The 19,321-nt window shown below is 39.8% G+C and carries 15 protein-coding genes; 8 read left to right on the top strand and 7 right to left on the bottom strand.

Annotated features, from left to right (window positions below):
• Positions 1–774: 774 nt before the first annotated feature.
• Positions 775–1,074, top strand: coding sequence for an acyl carrier protein (gene acpP / locus AA637_RS07140; protein ID WP_446684546.1), 300 nt, complete (start codon positions 775–777; stop codon positions 1,072–1,074).
• Between the two features lie 135 nt (positions 1,075–1,209).
• Here the strand turns inward: acpP (AA637_RS07140) and AA637_RS07145 are convergent, their stop codons facing one another.
• Together AA637_RS07145 and mltA are read right to left on the bottom strand one after the other, a co-directional pair.
• Positions 1,210–2,082: a 6-carboxytetrahydropterin synthase gene (locus AA637_RS07145; RefSeq protein ID WP_446684476.1), complete on the bottom strand. Its 873-nt coding sequence runs from the start codon at positions 2,080–2,082 to the stop codon at positions 1,210–1,212.
• Positions 2,083–2,240: 158 nt separating this feature from the next.
• Entirely contained in the window at positions 2,241–3,452 is a 1,212-nt protein-coding gene (mltA, locus tag AA637_RS07150; protein ID WP_446684477.1) for a murein transglycosylase A, read from the bottom strand.
• Between the two features lie 19 nt (positions 3,453–3,471).
• Between mltA and AA637_RS07155 the strand changes: the two genes are divergently transcribed.
• The 3 genes from AA637_RS07155 (at position 3,472) to AA637_RS07165 (ending at position 9,404) form a co-directional block, all read left to right on the top strand.
• Positions 3,472–4,326 carry an NAD(P)-dependent oxidoreductase gene (locus tag AA637_RS07155; RefSeq protein WP_446684478.1) on the top strand — a complete coding sequence of 285 codons (855 nt, stop codon included), beginning with the start codon at positions 3,472–3,474 and terminating at the stop codon, positions 4,324–4,326.
• Positions 4,327–4,423: 97 nt separating this feature from the next.
• Positions 4,424–6,586 carry a catalase/peroxidase HPI gene (gene katG, locus AA637_RS07160; protein WP_446684479.1) on the top strand — a complete coding sequence of 721 codons (2,163 nt, stop codon included), beginning with the start codon at positions 4,424–4,426 and terminating at the stop codon, positions 6,584–6,586.
• A gap of 343 nt (positions 6,587–6,929) precedes the next feature.
• Complete coding sequence (locus tag AA637_RS07165) at positions 6,930–9,404, top strand: ATP-dependent Clp protease ATP-binding subunit (protein WP_446684480.1); 2,475 nt, start codon at positions 6,930–6,932, stop codon at positions 9,402–9,404.
• A 199-nt stretch (positions 9,405–9,603) separates the two neighbouring features.
• On the opposite strand, the gene AA637_RS07170 is transcribed toward AA637_RS07165, so the two are convergent.
• A complete protein-coding gene (locus AA637_RS07170) occupies positions 9,604–10,785 on the bottom strand; it encodes an aspartate aminotransferase (protein WP_446684481.1) in 1,182 nt (393 codons plus the stop codon).
• A gap of 212 nt (positions 10,786–10,997) precedes the next feature.
• Between AA637_RS07170 and metG the strand changes: the two genes are divergently transcribed.
• The 3 genes from metG to xth all read left to right on the top strand — a co-directional run bounded on the left by metG (position 10,998) and on the right by xth (position 14,579).
• The gene (gene metG / locus AA637_RS07175) at positions 10,998–12,599 is read left to right on the top strand and encodes a methionine--tRNA ligase (RefSeq protein WP_446684482.1); all 1,602 of its coding nucleotides are present in this window, start codon (positions 10,998–11,000) and stop codon (positions 12,597–12,599) included.
• A 431-nt stretch (positions 12,600–13,030) separates the two neighbouring features.
• Positions 13,031–13,636: a LabA-like NYN domain-containing protein gene (locus AA637_RS07180; RefSeq protein ID WP_069790025.1), complete on the top strand. Its 606-nt coding sequence runs from the start codon at positions 13,031–13,033 to the stop codon at positions 13,634–13,636.
• Positions 13,637–13,784: 148 nt separating this feature from the next.
• Positions 13,785–14,579: an exodeoxyribonuclease III gene (gene xth, locus AA637_RS07185; protein WP_446684483.1), complete on the top strand. Its 795-nt coding sequence runs from the start codon at positions 13,785–13,787 to the stop codon at positions 14,577–14,579.
• 206 nt (positions 14,580–14,785) lie between these two features.
• Here xth and fabF read toward each other — a convergent pair whose 3' ends face one another.
• From fabF to AA637_RS07205, 4 genes are all read right to left on the bottom strand, one after another.
• The gene (gene fabF, locus AA637_RS07190; RefSeq protein WP_446684484.1) at positions 14,786–16,036 is read right to left on the bottom strand and encodes a beta-ketoacyl-ACP synthase II; all 1,251 of its coding nucleotides are present in this window, start codon (positions 16,034–16,036) and stop codon (positions 14,786–14,788) included.
• A 162-nt stretch (positions 16,037–16,198) separates the two neighbouring features.
• Positions 16,199–16,447: an acyl carrier protein gene (acpP, locus tag AA637_RS07195; protein WP_446684485.1), complete on the bottom strand. Its 249-nt coding sequence runs from the start codon at positions 16,445–16,447 to the stop codon at positions 16,199–16,201.
• Positions 16,448–16,662: 215 nt separating this feature from the next.
• Positions 16,663–16,800, bottom strand: a complete 138-nt coding sequence (locus tag AA637_RS07200) for a photosystem II reaction center protein K (RefSeq protein WP_069790021.1) — start codon at positions 16,798–16,800, stop codon at positions 16,663–16,665.
• An 82-nt stretch (positions 16,801–16,882) separates the two neighbouring features.
• Positions 16,883–17,404 carry an alpha/beta hydrolase gene (locus AA637_RS07205; protein ID WP_446684486.1) on the bottom strand — a complete coding sequence of 174 codons (522 nt, stop codon included), beginning with the start codon at positions 17,402–17,404 and terminating at the stop codon, positions 16,883–16,885.
• A gap of 341 nt (positions 17,405–17,745) precedes the next feature.
• Here AA637_RS07205 and AA637_RS07210 point away from each other — a divergent pair, with 341 nt between their 5' ends.
• Positions 17,746–19,290, top strand: coding sequence for a site-2 protease family protein (locus AA637_RS07210; RefSeq protein WP_446684487.1), 1,545 nt, complete (start codon positions 17,746–17,748; stop codon positions 19,288–19,290).
• The last annotated feature ends 31 nt before the right edge of the window (positions 19,291–19,321 follow it).

Consider the following 19,321-nt stretch of genomic DNA (forward strand, 5'->3'; position numbering starts at 1 on the left):
GTAAGGGCTTATGGTCAACTAATGGCAGCTATTAAACGTTTTAATTCTGCAATAAAATTAAAAAATATTCAAACAAGAAATACAGAAATTAATGCAGTAAGAGGAATATTATTTGAATCATTGGCTGACTATCAGAATCCTCAATTACTAGAAGAAAACTCTGCTTGTGGATTGTTAAGAAGATGCGAATGTTCTTGGTTAATAGAACAAATGATTATAGCTACCTATCAAATACAAAATGAATTGATTGTTGCCAGTGAGCGCTTATGTAATTTAGATCAACAAATCAAGAATGATTGTGTTCAAGTTTTAGAAAAATGCGACTCAGGAGATGAACTTGATTTTTTATTCCCTGAAATTACTAGATTACATGATCAAGATCTAATTGTGTTAGAGTCGTGGCGAAATAATCTTAATTATATGCAATCCCTTTCTAAAGCAGAATTACAATTATTACAAAGTTCTGAAGTTAGTCAATCTCAATTAATTGTTGATACGGATAATTTAGATAACGATATTATCGAAGAACCTGAGTTAAAAATTTATGAAACTTTACAGGAAAAATCTCATTTTAATTCTCTGGTTAGTCAACTAATCTTTATGATGAAACCTAAACTAAGAAAAGAGTATGAAGATTATATTAATGATGAAGCCAAAAAATATAATTATAAAGTTTTTATTCCCTCAAATTTAAAAGAAGTTTCTAACTTTACTTTAGCCAATCTTTTCTGGTATTTCCTTTCCCTTGATGATTCTGATAATGAAGAATCAGAAATGGTTGATAGTCAATTAGAATCAATTGAGGATGAGAATTCTGATGACAAATTAGAACAATCTAAAATTTTCTTGCAACTAAAAATGGTTATTGTTGAACAGTTGGATGTTGATTATAATGATGTCAATCTTCACTCCAATTTTTCTTGTGATCTTGATGCTGATAGCTTAGATGCTGTAGAATTAATCATGGCTTTGGAAGAAGCCTTTGAAATTAATATTCCTGATAAAGACGCTGAAAAAATACAAACTGTTAAACAAGCACTTCAGTATATAGAGCTTTATAAAAACAATTCATGATTTAGTTAAATTTTACAAAAATGCTCTAATCTAGTGTGAAGTTGACCAAACAAATCTTATGACTATTCGTAATTAGAAGCAAAGAAACATTCATAATATCTAATGGGGCAAGGCAACCCTTAACCCCAAAAATAATTAAGCCAAAGCAGGAACTTTTTCCGATTCTTGCGCTTTCACACCATCAAAACTTTGATTGCGGCAGAAAATTTCACAAGAATTATTAGGACTTTCAATGAGTTTAATCTTTTCTAACTCAACCCCTAACTTACTTACAGGCTCTTTTAAGAGAGTAGCAATATAAAAAGCAATATTTTCTGCGGTGGGAACAGTATCAGCAAAATGAGCTATATCTTTGTTAAGGAATGTGTGATCAAAAGGTTCTACCACATACTCATCAATGACATTTTGCAGCGCCCCTAAATCCACAATCATCCCTGTACGAGCGTCCATATTTCCAGTCACAGATACTTCTAAATGATAATTATGTCCATGACCATTAGGACGAGCGCACTTACCATATATTTCTAAATTTTCTTCATAGCTTAATTTATTAGAGGCTAGACGATGAGCGGCGCTGAAATGAGTTTGAATACTTAAAGTTGCTTCCATATCTTTTCCTTGATAGTTTACCCAAAGTTGAGGATGTTCGTATAACAAAATGTCCGTTAACGGTAAATGAGGATTTAACCGTTGCCAAATTACCCTTGCAATGTTTTCGGTGGTAGGTAAAGTTTCTTGGAATTCCTCCCATATATCATTAAGATAACCATAGTCTAACTGACTGGTCACTTCATTTTTAATAACCTTTTTTACATTGGAGAGATTTTGCACCATGCCATATTGATCCAATTCTCCAATCAAAGACACAAATAATACATAATTATGTCCATGACCAGGAAAACGGCTATTAAGACCAAAACGCTCTTGGTTTTCTTGCTCCGATAACTCAGGCAACCAATAACGATGACTGGCGCTGAATTTTGCTCGACGATTGACAATACATTTCATTGCAATAGTTATGATTTCGGCTTGCTGATTCTTTCTCTACTTTACCATTTTTTCCTTTACCTAACTTAACAATTCTTTAATTTTTCTAGCTTCATTAACAAGGGGCTTAAGCCCCTTGCCCCAGAAAAGCCCCTTGCCTCAGAAAATCAAAGTCAATCCTATTTCAACAACAAATAAAATAAATCTCCATCCCAATCCACTAAACCTGCTTGGGCTTTGGGAATATCTCCTGTACCAAAGAAAATATCTACCCTCCCAGCGCCCCTAATGGCACTTCCTGTATCTTGATCTAGGACATAACGACTGGTTACAGGGGTAGTCATCTGCCCATCTCGGTTAACTTGAGGAATGCGAGTATGAATCAATGCCAACGCTCCGGGGGGCATAATAGATTTATCCGTGGCGATGGATCTTTCATCGGTAACAGGTACATTTAAACTACCCATGGGGGGTTGTCCTCCTGTTTCATTAAAGAAAATAAAGCGGTTATTGCGGGGTAAATATACACTCAATTCATCGGGGTTACTTTCTAAATACTGCATCAATCGAGGTAAACTCATCTCCTCGGCAGGTACTTTGCCATCATTAATTAATTCCCTGCCCAAACTTACATAGGGATAGTCTGTGGCACCATTAAAGCCGATAGTCATGGTTTGACCGTTGGTTAGTTGTAATTCTGCTGAACCCTGTACCTGTACTAAATAGGCCTCGAGGCGATCGCCCAGCCACACCAATTCATTGCCTTTGATAACACTATCAGTACCCCGTCCATCCACTCCTTCTAGTTGCGCCCTAGTGGGGTGGGGTTTATTCCACGAATCAAAATTACTCGGTTTACGATAAAGAGGATAACGAAACTCATCAGTCCTTTGACGACTAGCACGATATATGGGTTGAAAATAGCCCGTAAAGTGTACCGTACCATCTCCATCATGACCCACAGAACGATAAAAACGAAATTCTCTCTCAATAGCTTGTTGTAACTGTGCCGAAGAATGAGACGTCGCTACCAACTCTCGGAAACGTCGTAAAGACGCAATCACTCTCTCACGGGTAAAACCAGGCACATTATAATTTTCGTAGGCTTTTCTGGAGCTTTCGGTGTTAAGGTATCGTAAACTATGGTCAACGGCACGAATTAATGATTGTCTATCTCGGCTCAAAATTTGTTGATCTAATACCTCCATGGGTAAACTATCAACGGGTTTTAATGGTACATTTTGAGCAAACAAAGAAGGGACAAAAAATAGTCCTAAACCAATATTTATTAAACTAACTTTTGACAAATTAGATATAGTTTTGTTTAAATTAAGACTATAACTTATTTTATTTTGATTTTTTGTTTTTTTATTTTTATTTTTTAAAAACATCTTTTTAATACTTAAAATTATGACTAAAATAGCTGTATTTGGTATGGGTTTAATGGGATTACCCATGACCCAAAAACTAGCAGAGGCGAATATTTCCGTCATGGGTTTCAATCGCTCTGCTCAAAAATTAGAACCCTTAAAGGCACAAAATGTTCCTGTCACCACTGATGTAAAAGAAGCTCTGGATTTCGCTGACTGTTTAATTTTGATGTTGTCGGATTTCCCTGCCATTCAAGAGGTTATTTTATCCTGTGATAGTTCCTTTGCCCAAAAAACTGTCATTCAAATGGGTACTATCGCCCCCGATGAAAGTCGGCAATTATGCTCAGAAATTAAGGCGAGGGGAGGAGATTATTTAGAAGCCCCTGTGTTGGGTAGTATTCCTCAAGTCAAGCAGGGAGAATTATTGTTGATGGTAGGAGCGACACCACAGCAATTTGAGCAATGGCAACCTTTATTTAAAAATTATAGTCCTGAGCCTAGTTTAATCGGGGAAGTGGGACAGGCGGCAGCTTTAAAATTGGCGTTGAATCAAATGATTGCAGGATTAACCAGCACTTTTGCCCTCAGCTTGAGCTTTTTAGAGCAACAGGGAGTATCTGTGGATATTTTCATGGATATTTTGCGAGATAGTGCTTTGTATGCCCCTACTTTTGATAAAAAGTTAACGAGAATGTGCGATCGCACTTACGAAAATCCCAATTTTCCCACCAAACATTTACTTAAGGACATCAATTTATTTTTGGATGCCACCCAAGGAAAAAACACTAATAATGTAACTCTCCAAGCTATTCAAACAGTAGTACAAAGGGCGATCGCCAAGGGCTATCAAGATGGGGATTATTCTGCCTTAATTGAAGGAATAAAAGACTAATTAGAATTTAGAAAGAAACTAAAAAAGTGTTATCCATTCAGAGTCATCCGTTAAAATCAAAACATATTCAAATAACTCACCAGAGGCAAAAAACAATATGACAACCAACAGTGGAAAATGTCCCGTAATGCACGGTGCTGTAACCACAAACAGTATGTCGAAGATGGAATGGTGGCCCAAGGCACTAAACCTCGATATTTTGAGTCAGCACGATCGCAAAACCAACCCCATGGGAGCGGATTTTAACTATCAGGAAGAACTAAAAAAACTGGACGTAACAGCCCTAAAAGAAGATCTTCACGCATTAATGAAAGATAGTCAAGATTGGTGGCCCTCAGACTGGGGACACTACGGTGGTTTAATGATCCGTCTGAGTTGGCACGCAGCAGGGACTTATCGCATTGCTGATGGTCGAGGTGGTGCTAGTACAGGCAATCAACGTTTTGCTCCCCTCAACTCTTGGCCCGACAACGTTAATTTAGACAAAGCCCGTCGTCTGCTCTGGCCCATCAAGAAAAAATATGGAAATCATCTCAGTTGGGCCGATTTAATTACCTACGCAGGTACCATCGCCTATGAATCCATGGGTTTAAAAACTTTTGGCTTCGCCTTTGGACGGGAAGATATTTGGCATCCAGAAAAAGATATTTACTGGGGTTCGGAAAAAGAATGGCTTGCAACCAGTGATAATCCCCAAAGTCGTTATTCTGGAGAACGTAACCTGGAAAATCCTTTGGCCGCTGTAATGATGGGTTTAATATATGTTAATCCTGAAGGGGTGGACGGAAATCCAGATCCCCTCAAAACTGCTCATGATGTACGGGTTACGTTTTTGCGTATGGCGATGAATGACGAGGAAACCGTTGCCCTTACCGCAGGGGGACACACAGTGGGGAAATGTCATGGGAATGGTACGGAAGAGTTGCTTGGGGCAAAACCAGAAGGAGCGGAACTAGAAGATCAGGGTTTGGGGTGGATGAACAAAACCCAGCGTGGCATTGGTCGTGATACCATGAGTAGTGGCATTGAAGGGGCATGGACAACCCATCCTACCCAGTGGGACAATGGCTATTTTCAGATGTTGCTTAATTATGATTGGGAACTGAAGAAAAGCCCTGCTGGTGCATGGCAGTGGGAACCCATTAATATCAAAGAAGAAGACAAGCCCGTAGATGTGGAAGATCCTTCAATCCGTCTTAACCCCATCATGACCGATGCTGATATGGCGATGAAGATGGATCCTAAGTATCGGAAAATCTCCGAGCGATTTTATAATGATCCCGAATATTTTGCTGATGTTTTTGCTCGGGCATGGTTCAAACTTACTCACCGAGATATGGGGCCTAAAACTCGTTATATCGGGCCAGATGTACCCCCAGAAGACCTAATCTGGCAAGATCCTATTCCTGCAGGGAACAGGGATTATGATGTTCAATCTGTGAAAGAAAAAATTACCCATAGTGGTTTAAGCATCAGTGAAATGGTATCCACCGCTTGGGACAGTGCCAGAACATTCCGAGGCTCGGACAAACGTGGGGGGGCAAACGGTGCGCGTATTCGTTTAACTCCTCAGAAAGACTGGGAGGGTAATGAGCCTGAGCGTTTAGCCAAGGTCTTGAATATACTTGAGGGGATCGCAGCGGATACAGGGGCTAGTGTGGCTGATGTCATCGTCCTTGCTGGTAATGTTGGCGTTGAACAATGCATCAAAGCAGCAGGATTTGATATTACTATTCCTTTTTCCCCCGGTCGTGGTGATGCAACGGAGGAGATGACCGATGCTCAATCTTTTAAACCTTTAGAGCCTGTCCATGATGGCTTCCGTAACTGGCTCAAGAAAGATTACACTGTTAGTGCCGAAGAATTAATGCTCGATCGCACCCAATTAATGGGATTAACCGCCCCTGAGATGACTGTTTTAGTTGGCGGAATGCGTGTTTTGGGTACTAACTATGGTGGTACGAAGCACGGTGTATTTACCGAGCGTGAAGGGGTATTGACCAATGACTTTTTTGTGAATCTAACGGACATGAAGTATTTATGGAAACCTGCGGGTAAAAATCTTTATGAAATTTGCGATCGCAAAACAGGTCAGGTACAATGGACGGCGACACGGGTGGACATCGTCTTCGGCTCTAATTCGATTCTCCGTTCCTATGCCGAAGTTTATGCACAGGATGACAACAAAGAAAAGTTTGTGCAAGATTTTGTGGCAGCTTGGACTAAGGTGATGAATGCCGATCGCTTCGATTTGACTTAATCTAAGTGGTGTGTCAGAGTAAAATCTGCCATGTCCTCGGTGGGTTAATTACTGTCCGAACAATATTTATGGGCGATCGCTGACGGGCGATCGTCTGAGGTTAGGGGTTACTAGAATTCCTGCTCCCTTGAGAAAAAAAATTAATCTTTTCTTTACCTTCGGAAAAAGCAGAAAAAAAGGCTGAAATAGTCTATTTTGCGTTGTTTAGAGAAACCAAAAGAAACAAGAAAACTAGAGGAGATACTGATTTCCGTACCACATACTGTGTCAGTTAGCACAGACTGACCATATTCCTATGCTAAAATCAACAATAAACAAGGCATAAGGTGAATTAAGGTATATTATGTTTGAACGCTTCACAGAAAAGGCGATCAAGGTGATCATGTTGGCTCAAGAAGAAGCTCGTCGCTTGGGTCATAACTTCGTAGGTACTGAGCAAATTTTGCTTGGGCTAATCGGAGAAGGCACCGGTGTCGCCGCCAAAGTCCTCAAACCCATGGGCGTTAATCTCAAAGACGCTCGTATCGAGGTAGAAAAAATCATCGGCCGTGGCTCAGGATTTGTTGCTGTCGAAATTCCTTTCACTCCCAGAGCAAAAAGAGTGCTGGAATTATCCCTAGAGGAAGCTCGTCAATTAGGTCACAACTACATTGGCACCGAACATTTACTTTTAGGGTTAATTAGAGAAGGGGAAGGAGTCGCCGCTAGGGTTTTAGAAAATCTAGGGGTTGATTTAGGCAAGGTTAGAACTCAAGTCATCAGAATGTTAGGGGAAACCGAATCTGCTCCTGTGGGTGCTGGTGGGGGCAACCGTTCCAACAAAACTCCTACTCTCGATGAGTTTGGCTCTAATTTAACCAATCTCGCCGCCGAAGGAAAATTAGACCCTGTGGTGGGCAGACAAAAGGAAATTGAACGAGTAATTCAAATTCTTGGTCGTCGTACCAAAAATAACCCTGTTTTAATTGGTGAACCAGGGGTAGGTAAAACTGCGATCGCCGAGGGACTTGCCCAAAGAATTGGTAACAAAGACATCCCAGATTTATTAGAAGATAAAAGAGTTGTCACCCTCGATGTAGGTTTATTGGTAGCTGGTACCAAATATCGTGGGGAATTTGAAGAACGACTCAAAAAAATTATGGAAGAAATTCGTCAGGCGGGGAATGTCATCCTTGTGATTGATGAAGTTCATACCCTCATTGGTGCTGGGGCGGCCGAAGGGGCGATCGATGCGGCTAATATTTTAAAACCAGCCCTCGCCCGTGGTGAACTACAGTGTATCGGTGCTACCACCCTCGATGAATATCGTAAACACATCGAAAGAGATGCAGCCCTTGCCCGTCGTTTCCAGCCCGTCATGGTGGGTGAACCTACCGTAGATGAAACCATCGAAATTCTCTTTGGACTACGGGAGCGTTATGAACAACACCACAAACTAAAGATTAGTGATGAGGCCCTCGAAGCTGCCGCTCAATTATCGGATCGTTATATTAGCGATCGCTACTTACCCGATAAAGCCATTGACCTCGTTGACGAAGCAGGATCAAGAGTTCGTTTACTCAACTCTCAACTCCCCGCCGAAGCCAAGGAATTAGATCAAGAATTACGGGAAGTCCTCAAAGAAAAAGACGAAGCGGTAAGATCCCAAGACTTTGATAAAGCAGGGGAACTGCGCGATCGGGAAATGGAAATCAAAACCGAAATCCGTGGTTTAGCAGACCAGAAAAAGAAAAATCCCGATGTTAGTGATAGCCCCGTTGTCGGCGAAGAAGAAATCGCTCAAATCGTCGCCTCTTGGACTGGTGTACCCGTACAAAAACTCACCGAATCCGAGTCGGAAAAACTACTCCACATGGAAGATACTCTCCACCAGAGAATTATCGGTCAAGAAGACGCAGTAAAAGCGATCTCCCGCGCCATCCGTCGTGCCAGAGTAGGTTTGAAAAATCCTAACCGTCCCATCGCATCCTTTATTTTCTCTGGACCGACAGGGGTAGGAAAAACCGAACTTACCAAAGCCTTAGCAACCTATTTCTTCGGCTCAGAAGATTCCATGATTCGCCTAGATATGTCCGAGTATATGGAGCGTCACACCGTATCTAAATTAATCGGTTCACCTCCAGGTTATGTCGGTTATAGCGAAGGTGGACAACTCACCGAAGCCGTACGTCGTCGTCCCTACACCGTAGTATTATTTGACGAAATCGAAAAAGCACACCCCGATGTATTTAACCTCCTCTTACAAATATTAGAAGATGGACGTTTAACTGATGCTAAAGGGCGCACCGTTGACTTCAAAAATACCCTCTTGATCATGACTTCCAACATTGGTTCTAAAGTCATAGAAAAAGGTGGCGGTGGATTAGGGTTTGAACTCGAAGACGATCAAACTGAGTCTCAGTACAACCGTATTCGCTCCCTTGTTAACGAGGAGTTGAAAAACTACTTCCGTCCCGAATTCCTCAACCGTCTTGATGAAATCATCGTATTCCGTCAACTCAACAAAGAGGAAGTCAAAGAAATCTCCGAACTCTTACTCAAAGAAGTATTTGCTCGTCTTACCGAAAAAGAAATTACTTTAAACGTAACCGACAAATTTAAAGAGCGTTTAGTAGAAGAAGGATATAATCCCGCCTATGGTGCTCGTCCATTACGTCGTGCCATCATGCGTCTGTTAGAGGATGTATTGGCAGAAGAAATCCTCTCTAAACGTCTCAAGGAAGGAGATGCCGCCCTTGTGGATGTAAACGAAGAAGGTAAAGTTATTATTAAAGCTGAAGAAAATACAACTCCATTACTTGCCAAAGCCGGTAGTTAGGTTGAATCGTTTTTTCATCTTGTGTCGAAAAGTTTAATTTGTTTTTGGGTGAGTTTTTTAACTCACCTCTTTTTTTGGAAATTATTAATGTGGTGTAAATAAACTCTTTAACCATCCAAGAAATTTAATTCACAATGTCCACGAGTATGTATGGTTTTGTTGTTTTTTCACAGCCCGACTAGTACCCCCGTCGTAAAGATTAGAATCTGATACCTGCGTTTTCCCATCGTTGTAAGGCTTCCCCGAGGCGATCGCACTCAGCAATTAAACTCACCCTCACATAACCTTCACCCCCTTCCCCGAAGGCATTACCTGGAGTTACTACCACCCCAGTTTTTTGTAGTAAATCAAGAGCAAAATCAGTGGAATTGGAATTGCGAGGGGTAGGAATCCAGAGATACATGGTTGCCTGAGAGGGTTTTACATCCCAGCCCATTTTTTTTATACCTTCGAGGAAAAAATCACGGCGTTTTTGATACCTTTTTTGTACTTCATGGATATAGCTATCAGGTAATTCGAGGGCGGTTTGGGCGGCGGCTTGGATAACGCTAAAAATACCGTAATCGAGGTTAGTTTTCAGGGTGCGCAATCCTTGGATAATGTCACTATTACCGACCACAAATCCCACTCGCCAACCTGCCATATTATAGGTTTTGGAAAGGGTATGAAATTCTACTCCGATTTCTTTTGCCCCTTTAATTTCGAGTAAGCTGGTGGGCTCGTATCCTTCAAAAGCGAGTTCTGCATAGGCTAAGTCATGGACGAGCATCACTTGATAGTGTCTTGCCCATTCCACCGCTTGTTCATAAAATTCTCGGGGGGCTGTGGCTGTGGTGGGATTATTAGGATAGTTGAAGTAAATGATTTTTGTTTTTTGAGCTACTTCTTCAGGGATGCTATCAAAGTCGATTAACCAGTTATTTTCGGCACTGAGACGGGGTGCGTAAATGTTTGCCCCTGCGATCGCCGGGCCTCGATAATGGGCAGGGTAAGAGGGACTAGGAACGATGACAGTGTCCCCTGGGTTGACGTAGGCAAGGGCTAAATGGGATAAACCTTCTTTTGATCCCAAAAGGGGTAAGGCTTCGTTATCAGGGCTTAATTCTACGTCATAGCGTCTTTGATACCACTGGGCGATCGCATTTCTAAAGTTGGCAGTACCTTCAAAGGGAGGATAGCCATGGTATTGGGCAACGGAAAGGGCTTCTTTAGCGGCTTCGATAATTGGTTCGGGTGCAAAACCATCAGGATTACCCATCCCTAAGTCTATCAAGTCCAATCCTTGCTCTCTGGCCTTGGCTTTTAGTTCATCTAAACGGGCGAAAACATAGGGAGGTAAAGCACTTAAACGATCTGCACGGTGAAGCCAATTATTTTCCATAGGTGTTGGGCAATTGATAATTGATAATTGATAATTGATAATTGATAATTAATTCTTGTAGGTGGTTTTTTACAACACTTAATTTTAACGAAGCTCAGATTTTACAGTCTGGCACAGTAATATTGTGATAGCTTTTTTAGCTATGAAAGATTATATGATATGAAATATATACAGCACATCTACTATTTAAACCAACAATAATTAACTTTTCAATGAATAGTGTTAATAATTCTATTACAAAAGATACCTTTGCATTAACTACTCCCTTATATTATGTTAATGGTCTTCCCCATGTTGGTAGTGCCTATACTACCATGGCCGCCGATGCGATCGCCCGTTGGCAACGGTTATCAGGTCGTGAAGTGCTACTATTAACGGGTACAGACGAACATGGTCAAAAAATTCAGCGCACCGCCGAAGAAAATGGTGTCGAACCTCAAGCCCATTGCGATCGCATTTCAGCCACATTTAAAGAGCTATGGGAAAAATTAAACATTCAATATGACCATTTCAGCCGTACCACTGCCCTCAATCATGAGAAAATTGTACAGGAGTTTTTAGGGCGGGTATGGGAAAAAGGAGATATATATTTAGATCAACAACAAGGCTGGTATTGTGTCGCCTGTGAAGAATTCAAAGAAGAAAGGGAGTTATTAGAGGACGGTTTTTGCCCTATCCATACCAACCGCAAAGCCGAATGGCGTGATGAGCAAAATTATTTTTTCCGTCTGTCTGCCTACCAAGAAAAGTTAGAAAAGTTTTACCAAGATAACCCCGATTTTATTCAGCCCGAAAGCCGTCGCAATGAGGTTTTAAATTTTGTCAAAGGAGGGTTACAAGATTTTTCCATCTCACGGGTAAATCTTGATTGGGGTATTCCCATCCCCGAAAACCCTAAACATACCATCTATGTCTGGTTTGATGCCCTTTTAGGTTACATTACGCCCCTCGTGGAAGCAGGGGAAGAAGTCACCCTCGCCAATGCCCTCAAAAAATGGTATCCCTACAATTTGCACCTTATCGGCAAAGATATATTACGTTTCCATGCCATCTACTGGGTAGCCATGTTGATGTCAGCGGATTTACCTTTACCAAAACAGGTATTTGGGCATGGTTTTTTAACTAAAGATGGTCAAAAAATGGGTAAAAGTTTGGGTAATACATTAGATCCTCTGGAACTTTTGGATAAGTATGATTCCGATGCCGTGCGTTATTATTTCCTCCGTGCCATCGAGTTTGGTAAGGATGGAGATTTTAATGAAACCCGTTTTGTCAATACCCTTAATGCTGATTTGGCTAACGATTTGGGTAATTTGCTTAACCGCAGTTTGGGAATGTTGAAAAAATACTGTAAGGGTAGTTTAGATGATGGTTTGACTGTCTCTTATGACAACCCCATCAAAAAAATTGGCGAAACCCTGTGCGATCGCACTTCCACCGCTTATAATAAATATCAGTTTCATCAAGCCTGTGAAGAAATAATGGAATTAGTAAGGGCTTGTAATAAATATATTGACGAAAGCGCCCCTTGGACATTATACAAGCAAGGAGAAAGCCAAAAAGTCCAAGAAATCCTATACTCTGTCCTCGAATCTGTCAGACTATCAGGATTACTTCTCTCTCCCATTATCCCTAATATCAGTAGTAAAATATATCAACAATTAGGTTTTAATTATGACTTTAATAACAAAAACTTAAGTATAAATACAGAAGCCTTGACAGATCATTTTGCATGGGGAATATTAAGTTTAAATAAAGATTTAAACAGAGCCGTTCCCATTTTTGCTAAACTCGAATTAGGAGAGGGCAACTGATTCTCAAGATAAATGCTATTCTCTGATTTTGGAGAATAGATATACACTTTAATAATCAGGTTAAAGTATTGATAATAATTGTGAAAATATAATATAATACAAAGCCATAAAATCTTTTATATAAAAAAACTTTAACATTCACAAATCAATAGTAAAAAACCACATATAGACTATATTTAAATATCTTTTTTATCGTCTTATCTTGAGAACATACAAGCACTTTTCTATTTTATAAAAATAAAACTTTTTTATATATCAATCATCTTAAATTTTATTTAATAAGTGGGTTAGCGAAATTAATTATAGCTCTTATTTTATTAAGACTCTTATGAACAAGGGGTTTAAACCCCTTGCCTAAATCGATTTAATTATGCCTACTTACTTAAACTTTCTTTAAAAAACTTTTAATATAACAAAAAAAGGATACACAAATGTGGGATAACTTTGATAGCGATCCCGTTTTTCCACCCGAACAGGTATTGGAAAATCGGGGGCGTGTAGCCATTTTTATAGATGGCTCAAACCTCTTTTATGCTGCCTTACAGCTAGGAGTTGAAATTGATTACACTAAACTTTTATATCGTCTCACCGCTGGGGCAAAACTGCTCAGAGCCTTTTTTTATACAGGAGTAGATCGTACCAACGAAAAGCAACAGGGCTTTTTGTTGTGGATGAGGCGCAATGGCTATCGAGTCATTGCCAAGGATTTGATACAGTTACCTGACGGCTCAAAAAAGGCTAACTTAGATGTGGAAATTGCCGTGGATTTAATGGCTTTAGTGGGTTCTTATGATACAGCTGTACTGGTTAGTGGTGATGGTGATTTAGCCTATGCTGTGGATGCTGTTAGTTATAGAGGCGCTCGGATTGAAGTGGTTAGTTTACGTTCTATGACGAGCGATAGTCTTATTAATGTAGCAGATCGCTACATCGATTTGGAACAAATTAGGGAAGACATCCAAAAGCATCGCAAATCAAATTTAACCTACGACAGTTTTTCTCCCTATCATTTGACGGAAAATAGAGACGAAGATTAATGGATAATTGAGAATGGATAATTAAATTGATTTTTCATTTATTAATTAATCCAACATAACTAACTGTGTCGTTAATTATATGGTTACTAGGTAATGTTCAGTAAATGGAATTTAAATTCATAATTAGATAAACTTTAATAGCTTAATCATGAAAATTGCAACGTGGAATGTTAACTCAATTCGTACCCGTGAAGACCATGTAAAAAAATGGTTAGTAGATCAAGATATTGATATTTTATGTTTACAAGAAACTAAAGTAATTGATCAAGATTTTCCCCGTCAAGGGTTTATGGACTTAGGTTATCATGTTTATGTTTATGGGCAAAAAGCTTATAATGGTGTGGCTATTTTTAGTAAAAAGCCTTTAGAATCTATTGATTATGGATTTAATGATATATTAAATAATCAAGAAAAAGTAGGCATATTAGATGAACAAAAAAGGGTAATTAGTGGAGTTATAGATAATATTAGAATAGTTAATCTTTATGTGCCTAATGGCAATTCTCTAAGTTCAGAAAAGTATGAGTATAAATTACAATGGTTAGAGCTTTTACAAGAATATTTAACTACTATTAACCCTGAAAAAACTGATTTATTGGTGTGTGGAGATTTTAATATTGCCCTAGAAGATAAGGATATATATAAACCAGAGAGTCGAGAAAAACACGTTATGGCAACTCCCATAGAAAGGGAAGCTCTAAAAAGTGTTTTACGTTTGGGTTTAACTGATGTTTTTCGTCAATTTCACCCAGAGGAAGGGCATTTTAGTTGGTGGGATTATCGTCAGGGGGGATTTGCTAAAAATCGAGGTTGGAGAATTGATCATATTTATCTTAGTCCGTCTCTTTTACCTCGGGCAATGGTTTGTCACATAGACGTTGAACCAAGAAAGTTAGTTAAACCTAGTGATCATGCTCCTGTGGTAGTAGAAATATCTCTTTAATGGGGTTGCCTTGCAAAAGTACCTTAGGGAAAGAGGTTCTCAGTTGAAGTGCTTATAATTTTGAGATGGTTGATTTGGTTGACAAACATGAATGGGGAGTTTCTGATAAGTTGCTATGGAAAGGAGAATTAATTATGGACTCTTTTACTATCTATCCTTAATTCATTTTATAGCTTCTAGTTTATTCAGAAAACTCCAATTTGCGTTTATTTGTGCTTACGAAAGGCGAGGGTGACGTTATGACCACCAAAGCCAAAAGAGTTGGATAAAGCTACTTCTACGGGCATTTTACGGCTGGTGTGAGGGGTATAATCTAGGTCACACTCAGGATCTGGGTTGGTAAGGTTGATGGTGGGGGGTACTTGGTTATGGGCGATCGCCATTACTGTTGCCACAGCCTCGATACCACCAGAGCCACCCAAAAGATGCCCTGTCATGGACTTAGTAGAACTAATTACCACGTTACGGGCATTATCTCCAAGGGCATTTTTAATGGCCTTAGTTTCCGTCACATCATTGGCGGGGGTACTGGTACCATGGGCATTAATATAACTAATTTCATCGGGAGAAATTCCGCCATCTTTGAGAGCCAATTCAATAGCTCTTGTGGCTCCTAACCCTTCAGGAACAGGGGCCGTCATGTGGTAAGCATCACAGGTCATGCCATAACCCACTATTTCAGCGTAGATGTTGGCTCCCCTTGCCAGGGCGTGTTCCCGTTCTTCAAGAATCAAAATACCGCAACCTTCCCCCATGACAAAACCACTCCTATCTTTGTCAAAAGGACGACTGGCAGTTTGTGGATCATCATTGCGGGTGGACATAGCTTTTGCCGAGGCAAAACCAGCCATGGCCAAAGGAGTTACGGCTGCTTCTGTGCCGCCACAAATCATTGCCTTGGCATAACCACCACGGACGAGACGAAAAGCATCACCGATGGCATTAGAACCAGCAGCACAGGCCGTTACAGGGCAAGAATTCGGCCCTTTGGCTCCCACTTGGATAGCGGTTAAACCTGCGGCCATATTGGCAATCATGGTGGGAACTAGGAAGGGGGAAACTCGGCCAGGTCCTTTGCTGAGTAGTATTTCCTGTTGATCTTCCATTACCTTTAAACCCCCTACCCCAGTGCCGATGACAATACCTATATCATGGGCATTACTATCGTCAATTACTAATCCAGCATTTTCGAGGGCCATTTTACTGGTAGCTACGGCAAACTGAGAAAATCTTGCCATGCGTTTAGCTTCTTTTTTATCCATGAAACTGAGGGGATCAAATTCTTTCACTTCCCCCGCAATTTTACAGGCATGATCCGTGGTATCAAAGAGGGTAACTAAACCGATACCGTTTCGTGCTTGAATTAACCCCTGCCAATATTCTTCTAGGTTATTGCCAATGGGAGTAATAGCCCCTAATCCGGTGACGACAACTCTTTTTAGTTGTTGATTACTCATAATTTTTTACATATAAAACAAAATTATCCGCTGAGGTGAGCAGAGCTAAAAAAAATAAAATTTTCTTTACAAAGCGCGGAAGTTAAGCTCACAGAAAAAATGTTGTAATTCTGCAACTTAACCTTAACGCTCCTATCTATGGTCGTTGATGGCTAAATGCGATTAAGCAGTTGCTTTGGTTTTGGCTTGGATATGCTCTACGGCAGCACCAACGGTTAAGATTTTCTCGGCTTCTTCGTCGGAAATTTCGATTTCGAATGCTTCTTCTAGGGCCATGACTAATTCTACTACGTCTAAGGAGTCAGCATCTAAGTCGTTGGCGAAGTTGGCTTCGGCGGTTACATCAACAGCATCTACATCTAATTGTTCTACTACGATTTCTTTTACTTTTTCAAATATTTCTGAGTTCATATTTAATATCTATTTTATTATTTTAGTCCGTCTGTTATTTTTTCTTGATAATTTCAAGGTAAAATACAACTGTGACGGGTTAACCGTTTTTTAGTTTACAATTTTTTGGTCAGCAATTCATCATTATCCCTAAAATAAATGATTTATTTTGCTATTTTGTGATTAAAAACATGATGGGGCTTGAAGACTCAAGCCCCTTGTTTTGTTCACGAATTTTATCTGAAACCTACTGCTGCTTGCCATACGAAGGCTAACAATAGAAAGAATAAAGGAATTACAGGTAAAACATCTACTAAGGGCTTAAACATGGCGTAAGCCTCTGGTAGTTGAGCTATTAACATAGTTGCTTCCATTTATAAATTTTCCTTACTAAACAGATTTTTGTATTTAATATTTTATATTATCATCAACGGTAATTTTATCAATGACCTAAACTTAAAAGAACTTAATGGGATTGATTATTTTTGCCATGGTTTGATAGGTTTCTAGGATGCGATCGCCATGAACGTGTACTTCTTCGGTGGGGTAGTTTTCGATTACTTCTATTAAGCTAATGCGATTATCGTTGAGGGCGGAGGTAACAAGGGCCCCTCGCAAAGATTCTCTGTTGGCTCGATTGGATGGGGTGGTTATCACTTCGCCAAGGGGGTTTAAAAGCACTAATCCGATGGGGTTGTTTAGGGTACGAGAGAGGGTGACTGGGTTGACAGGCACTTCTCTACTCAATGCCGAGCGCATTTTTTGGGAGTCTTGCCCTGTAATTCTAAAATAGGCTTGGAGAGATAAAGACTTTTGCCCTGTGCGACTAAATTCTGATAATTCACTCACACGGATGGGCATTCTATAGTTATGATAACGAATTACCACTCGCTCTGCGGCGATCACCCTTGGGATGGGAATAAAGAAGAAGAAGAAGATAAACCCCATGAGCAATGGTCTAAATTTACTAGAAAACATATTTTTTTATCCCTCTGACTAAATTGTTGTTATTAAGACTACAAACCATCTAAAACTTAGACGAAAAATAGCCCCAAAAAGATGCCCCATGAATTACCTAGTAATTTGTGATAAAATCTTAGGAGCTATGACACTGTCCAATAATGGTTATATAAATTAAAACTCAGAGCTTAATTGTTAGCATAGCTTGTCTTTAATACCCCAAAATAAGGATAAAGCCCATGGTCTGATAGTTTAAAGACAGGTTGCCTTGGGAGGTTAAGGGGACTTGTTACCCTAGGAATTTTCAGCAAAAATACAACAGGACTCCATTGCTCACACTTCAAGATAATTTATCCATAATGTTAGATTTACCGGAAAACTTTACTATTTTAGCTATAGGTGCAATCGCCCTTGTTATCCTAATATGGGGGTACAATAGAGGCAAACAATTTGGAGAAATAGGCATCCTCGCCTGGTTACAATCCGTGTCTTTGATGACTCCTTGGCTACTATTTTTTGCTTTCCTCGCCACAGGTATATACATCAACTTTATCGGTATTACATTCCTCCTCGTACTATCCACAGGCCTTTATATCTATCTTGGCAGACAAATCAGAAAAAAAGCCCTAGAGCAAAATATTACCTCCTTTAACTTAAACAAAATCAGTAATACCGTCTTAAAAGCAGAACAAGAAAACTCCGAAAAATCTAACGACGAAAACAAACCCCTAATACCCAAGACAGACTCATCCTTCAGAAATCAAGTTCCAGAGCCGAATTTTACCCCCATCGATGAAGAAGACATAAAAATAATCAAAGGAATATTTAGTATTGAAACCTTTTTTAGCACCGAAACTATTCCCTACCAAGAAGGAGCTATTTTTAAAGGAAATTTACGAACTGAACCCGACATCGCCCACCAAAAACTGAGCGAAAAACTAAAAGAAAAACTAGGGGAAAAGTATCGTTTATTCTTGGTAGAAACCCCAGAAGGTAAACCAGTGGTAATTATTTTACCCAGCACAAATGATCCTAAACCCCTCACCCTAGTACAAAAAAATCTAGCATTGGTGTTACTGGTAGCCACCGCCTTCACCTCCATCGAAGCCATAAGTGTTTTACTAGGTTTTGACTTAATCAATGATTGGAGTCGTTATCCCGAATCCTTACCCCTTACCCTTGGATTGTGGTTAATTATTTTTGTCCATGAAATGGGACATCGGATTATGGCAGAGAAACATGATGTAAAAGTGAGTTTGCCTTTTCTCTTGCCTAATATTCAGATAGGAACTTTTGGGGCAATTACTCGCTTTGAGAGCCTAATTCCCAATCGTACTGTCCTATTTGATGTTGCCTTTGCCGGCCCTGCTTTGGGAGGTACTTTATCCCTTGTGATGATCTTTTTTGGCTTGATCATGTCTGGGGCTAATAATACCCTTGAAATTCCTACCCTCTTTTTTCAGGGTTCAATTTTAGTGGGTGGTTTAGCCAAACTGATTCTTGGCTCTAGTCTTTCTAATTCAACCATTGGTATTCATCCTTTGATGATTTTGGGTTGGTTGGGCTTAGTGATTACTGCCCTCAATTGTTTACCTGCTGGACAATTAGATGGCGGTAGAATTATTCAAGCTATCTATGGTCGCAAAATTGCTAGACGAGCGACTATTTTAACCCTTATTGTTTTAGGTATTGTGAGTTTATTTAACACTGTCAACTCCTTACCTTTTTATTGGGCGCTCGTTATTTTGTTCTTACAAAGAGATTTAGAACGCCCAAACTTGAACGAATTAACTGAACCTGATGACAGTCGGGCTGGTTGGGGTTTGTTGCTCATTTTTATGGCTTTAATTACCCTTATCCCCATTACTCCTAGTTTAGCCATTCGTTTTGGTATTGGTATTTAATACTAAATCCCGTTTCAATAATATACTAATT

The organism is Cyanobacterium sp. HL-69 (assembly GCA_002813895.1).
Classification (GTDB): Bacteria; Cyanobacteriota; Cyanobacteriia; order Cyanobacteriales; family Cyanobacteriaceae; genus Cyanobacterium.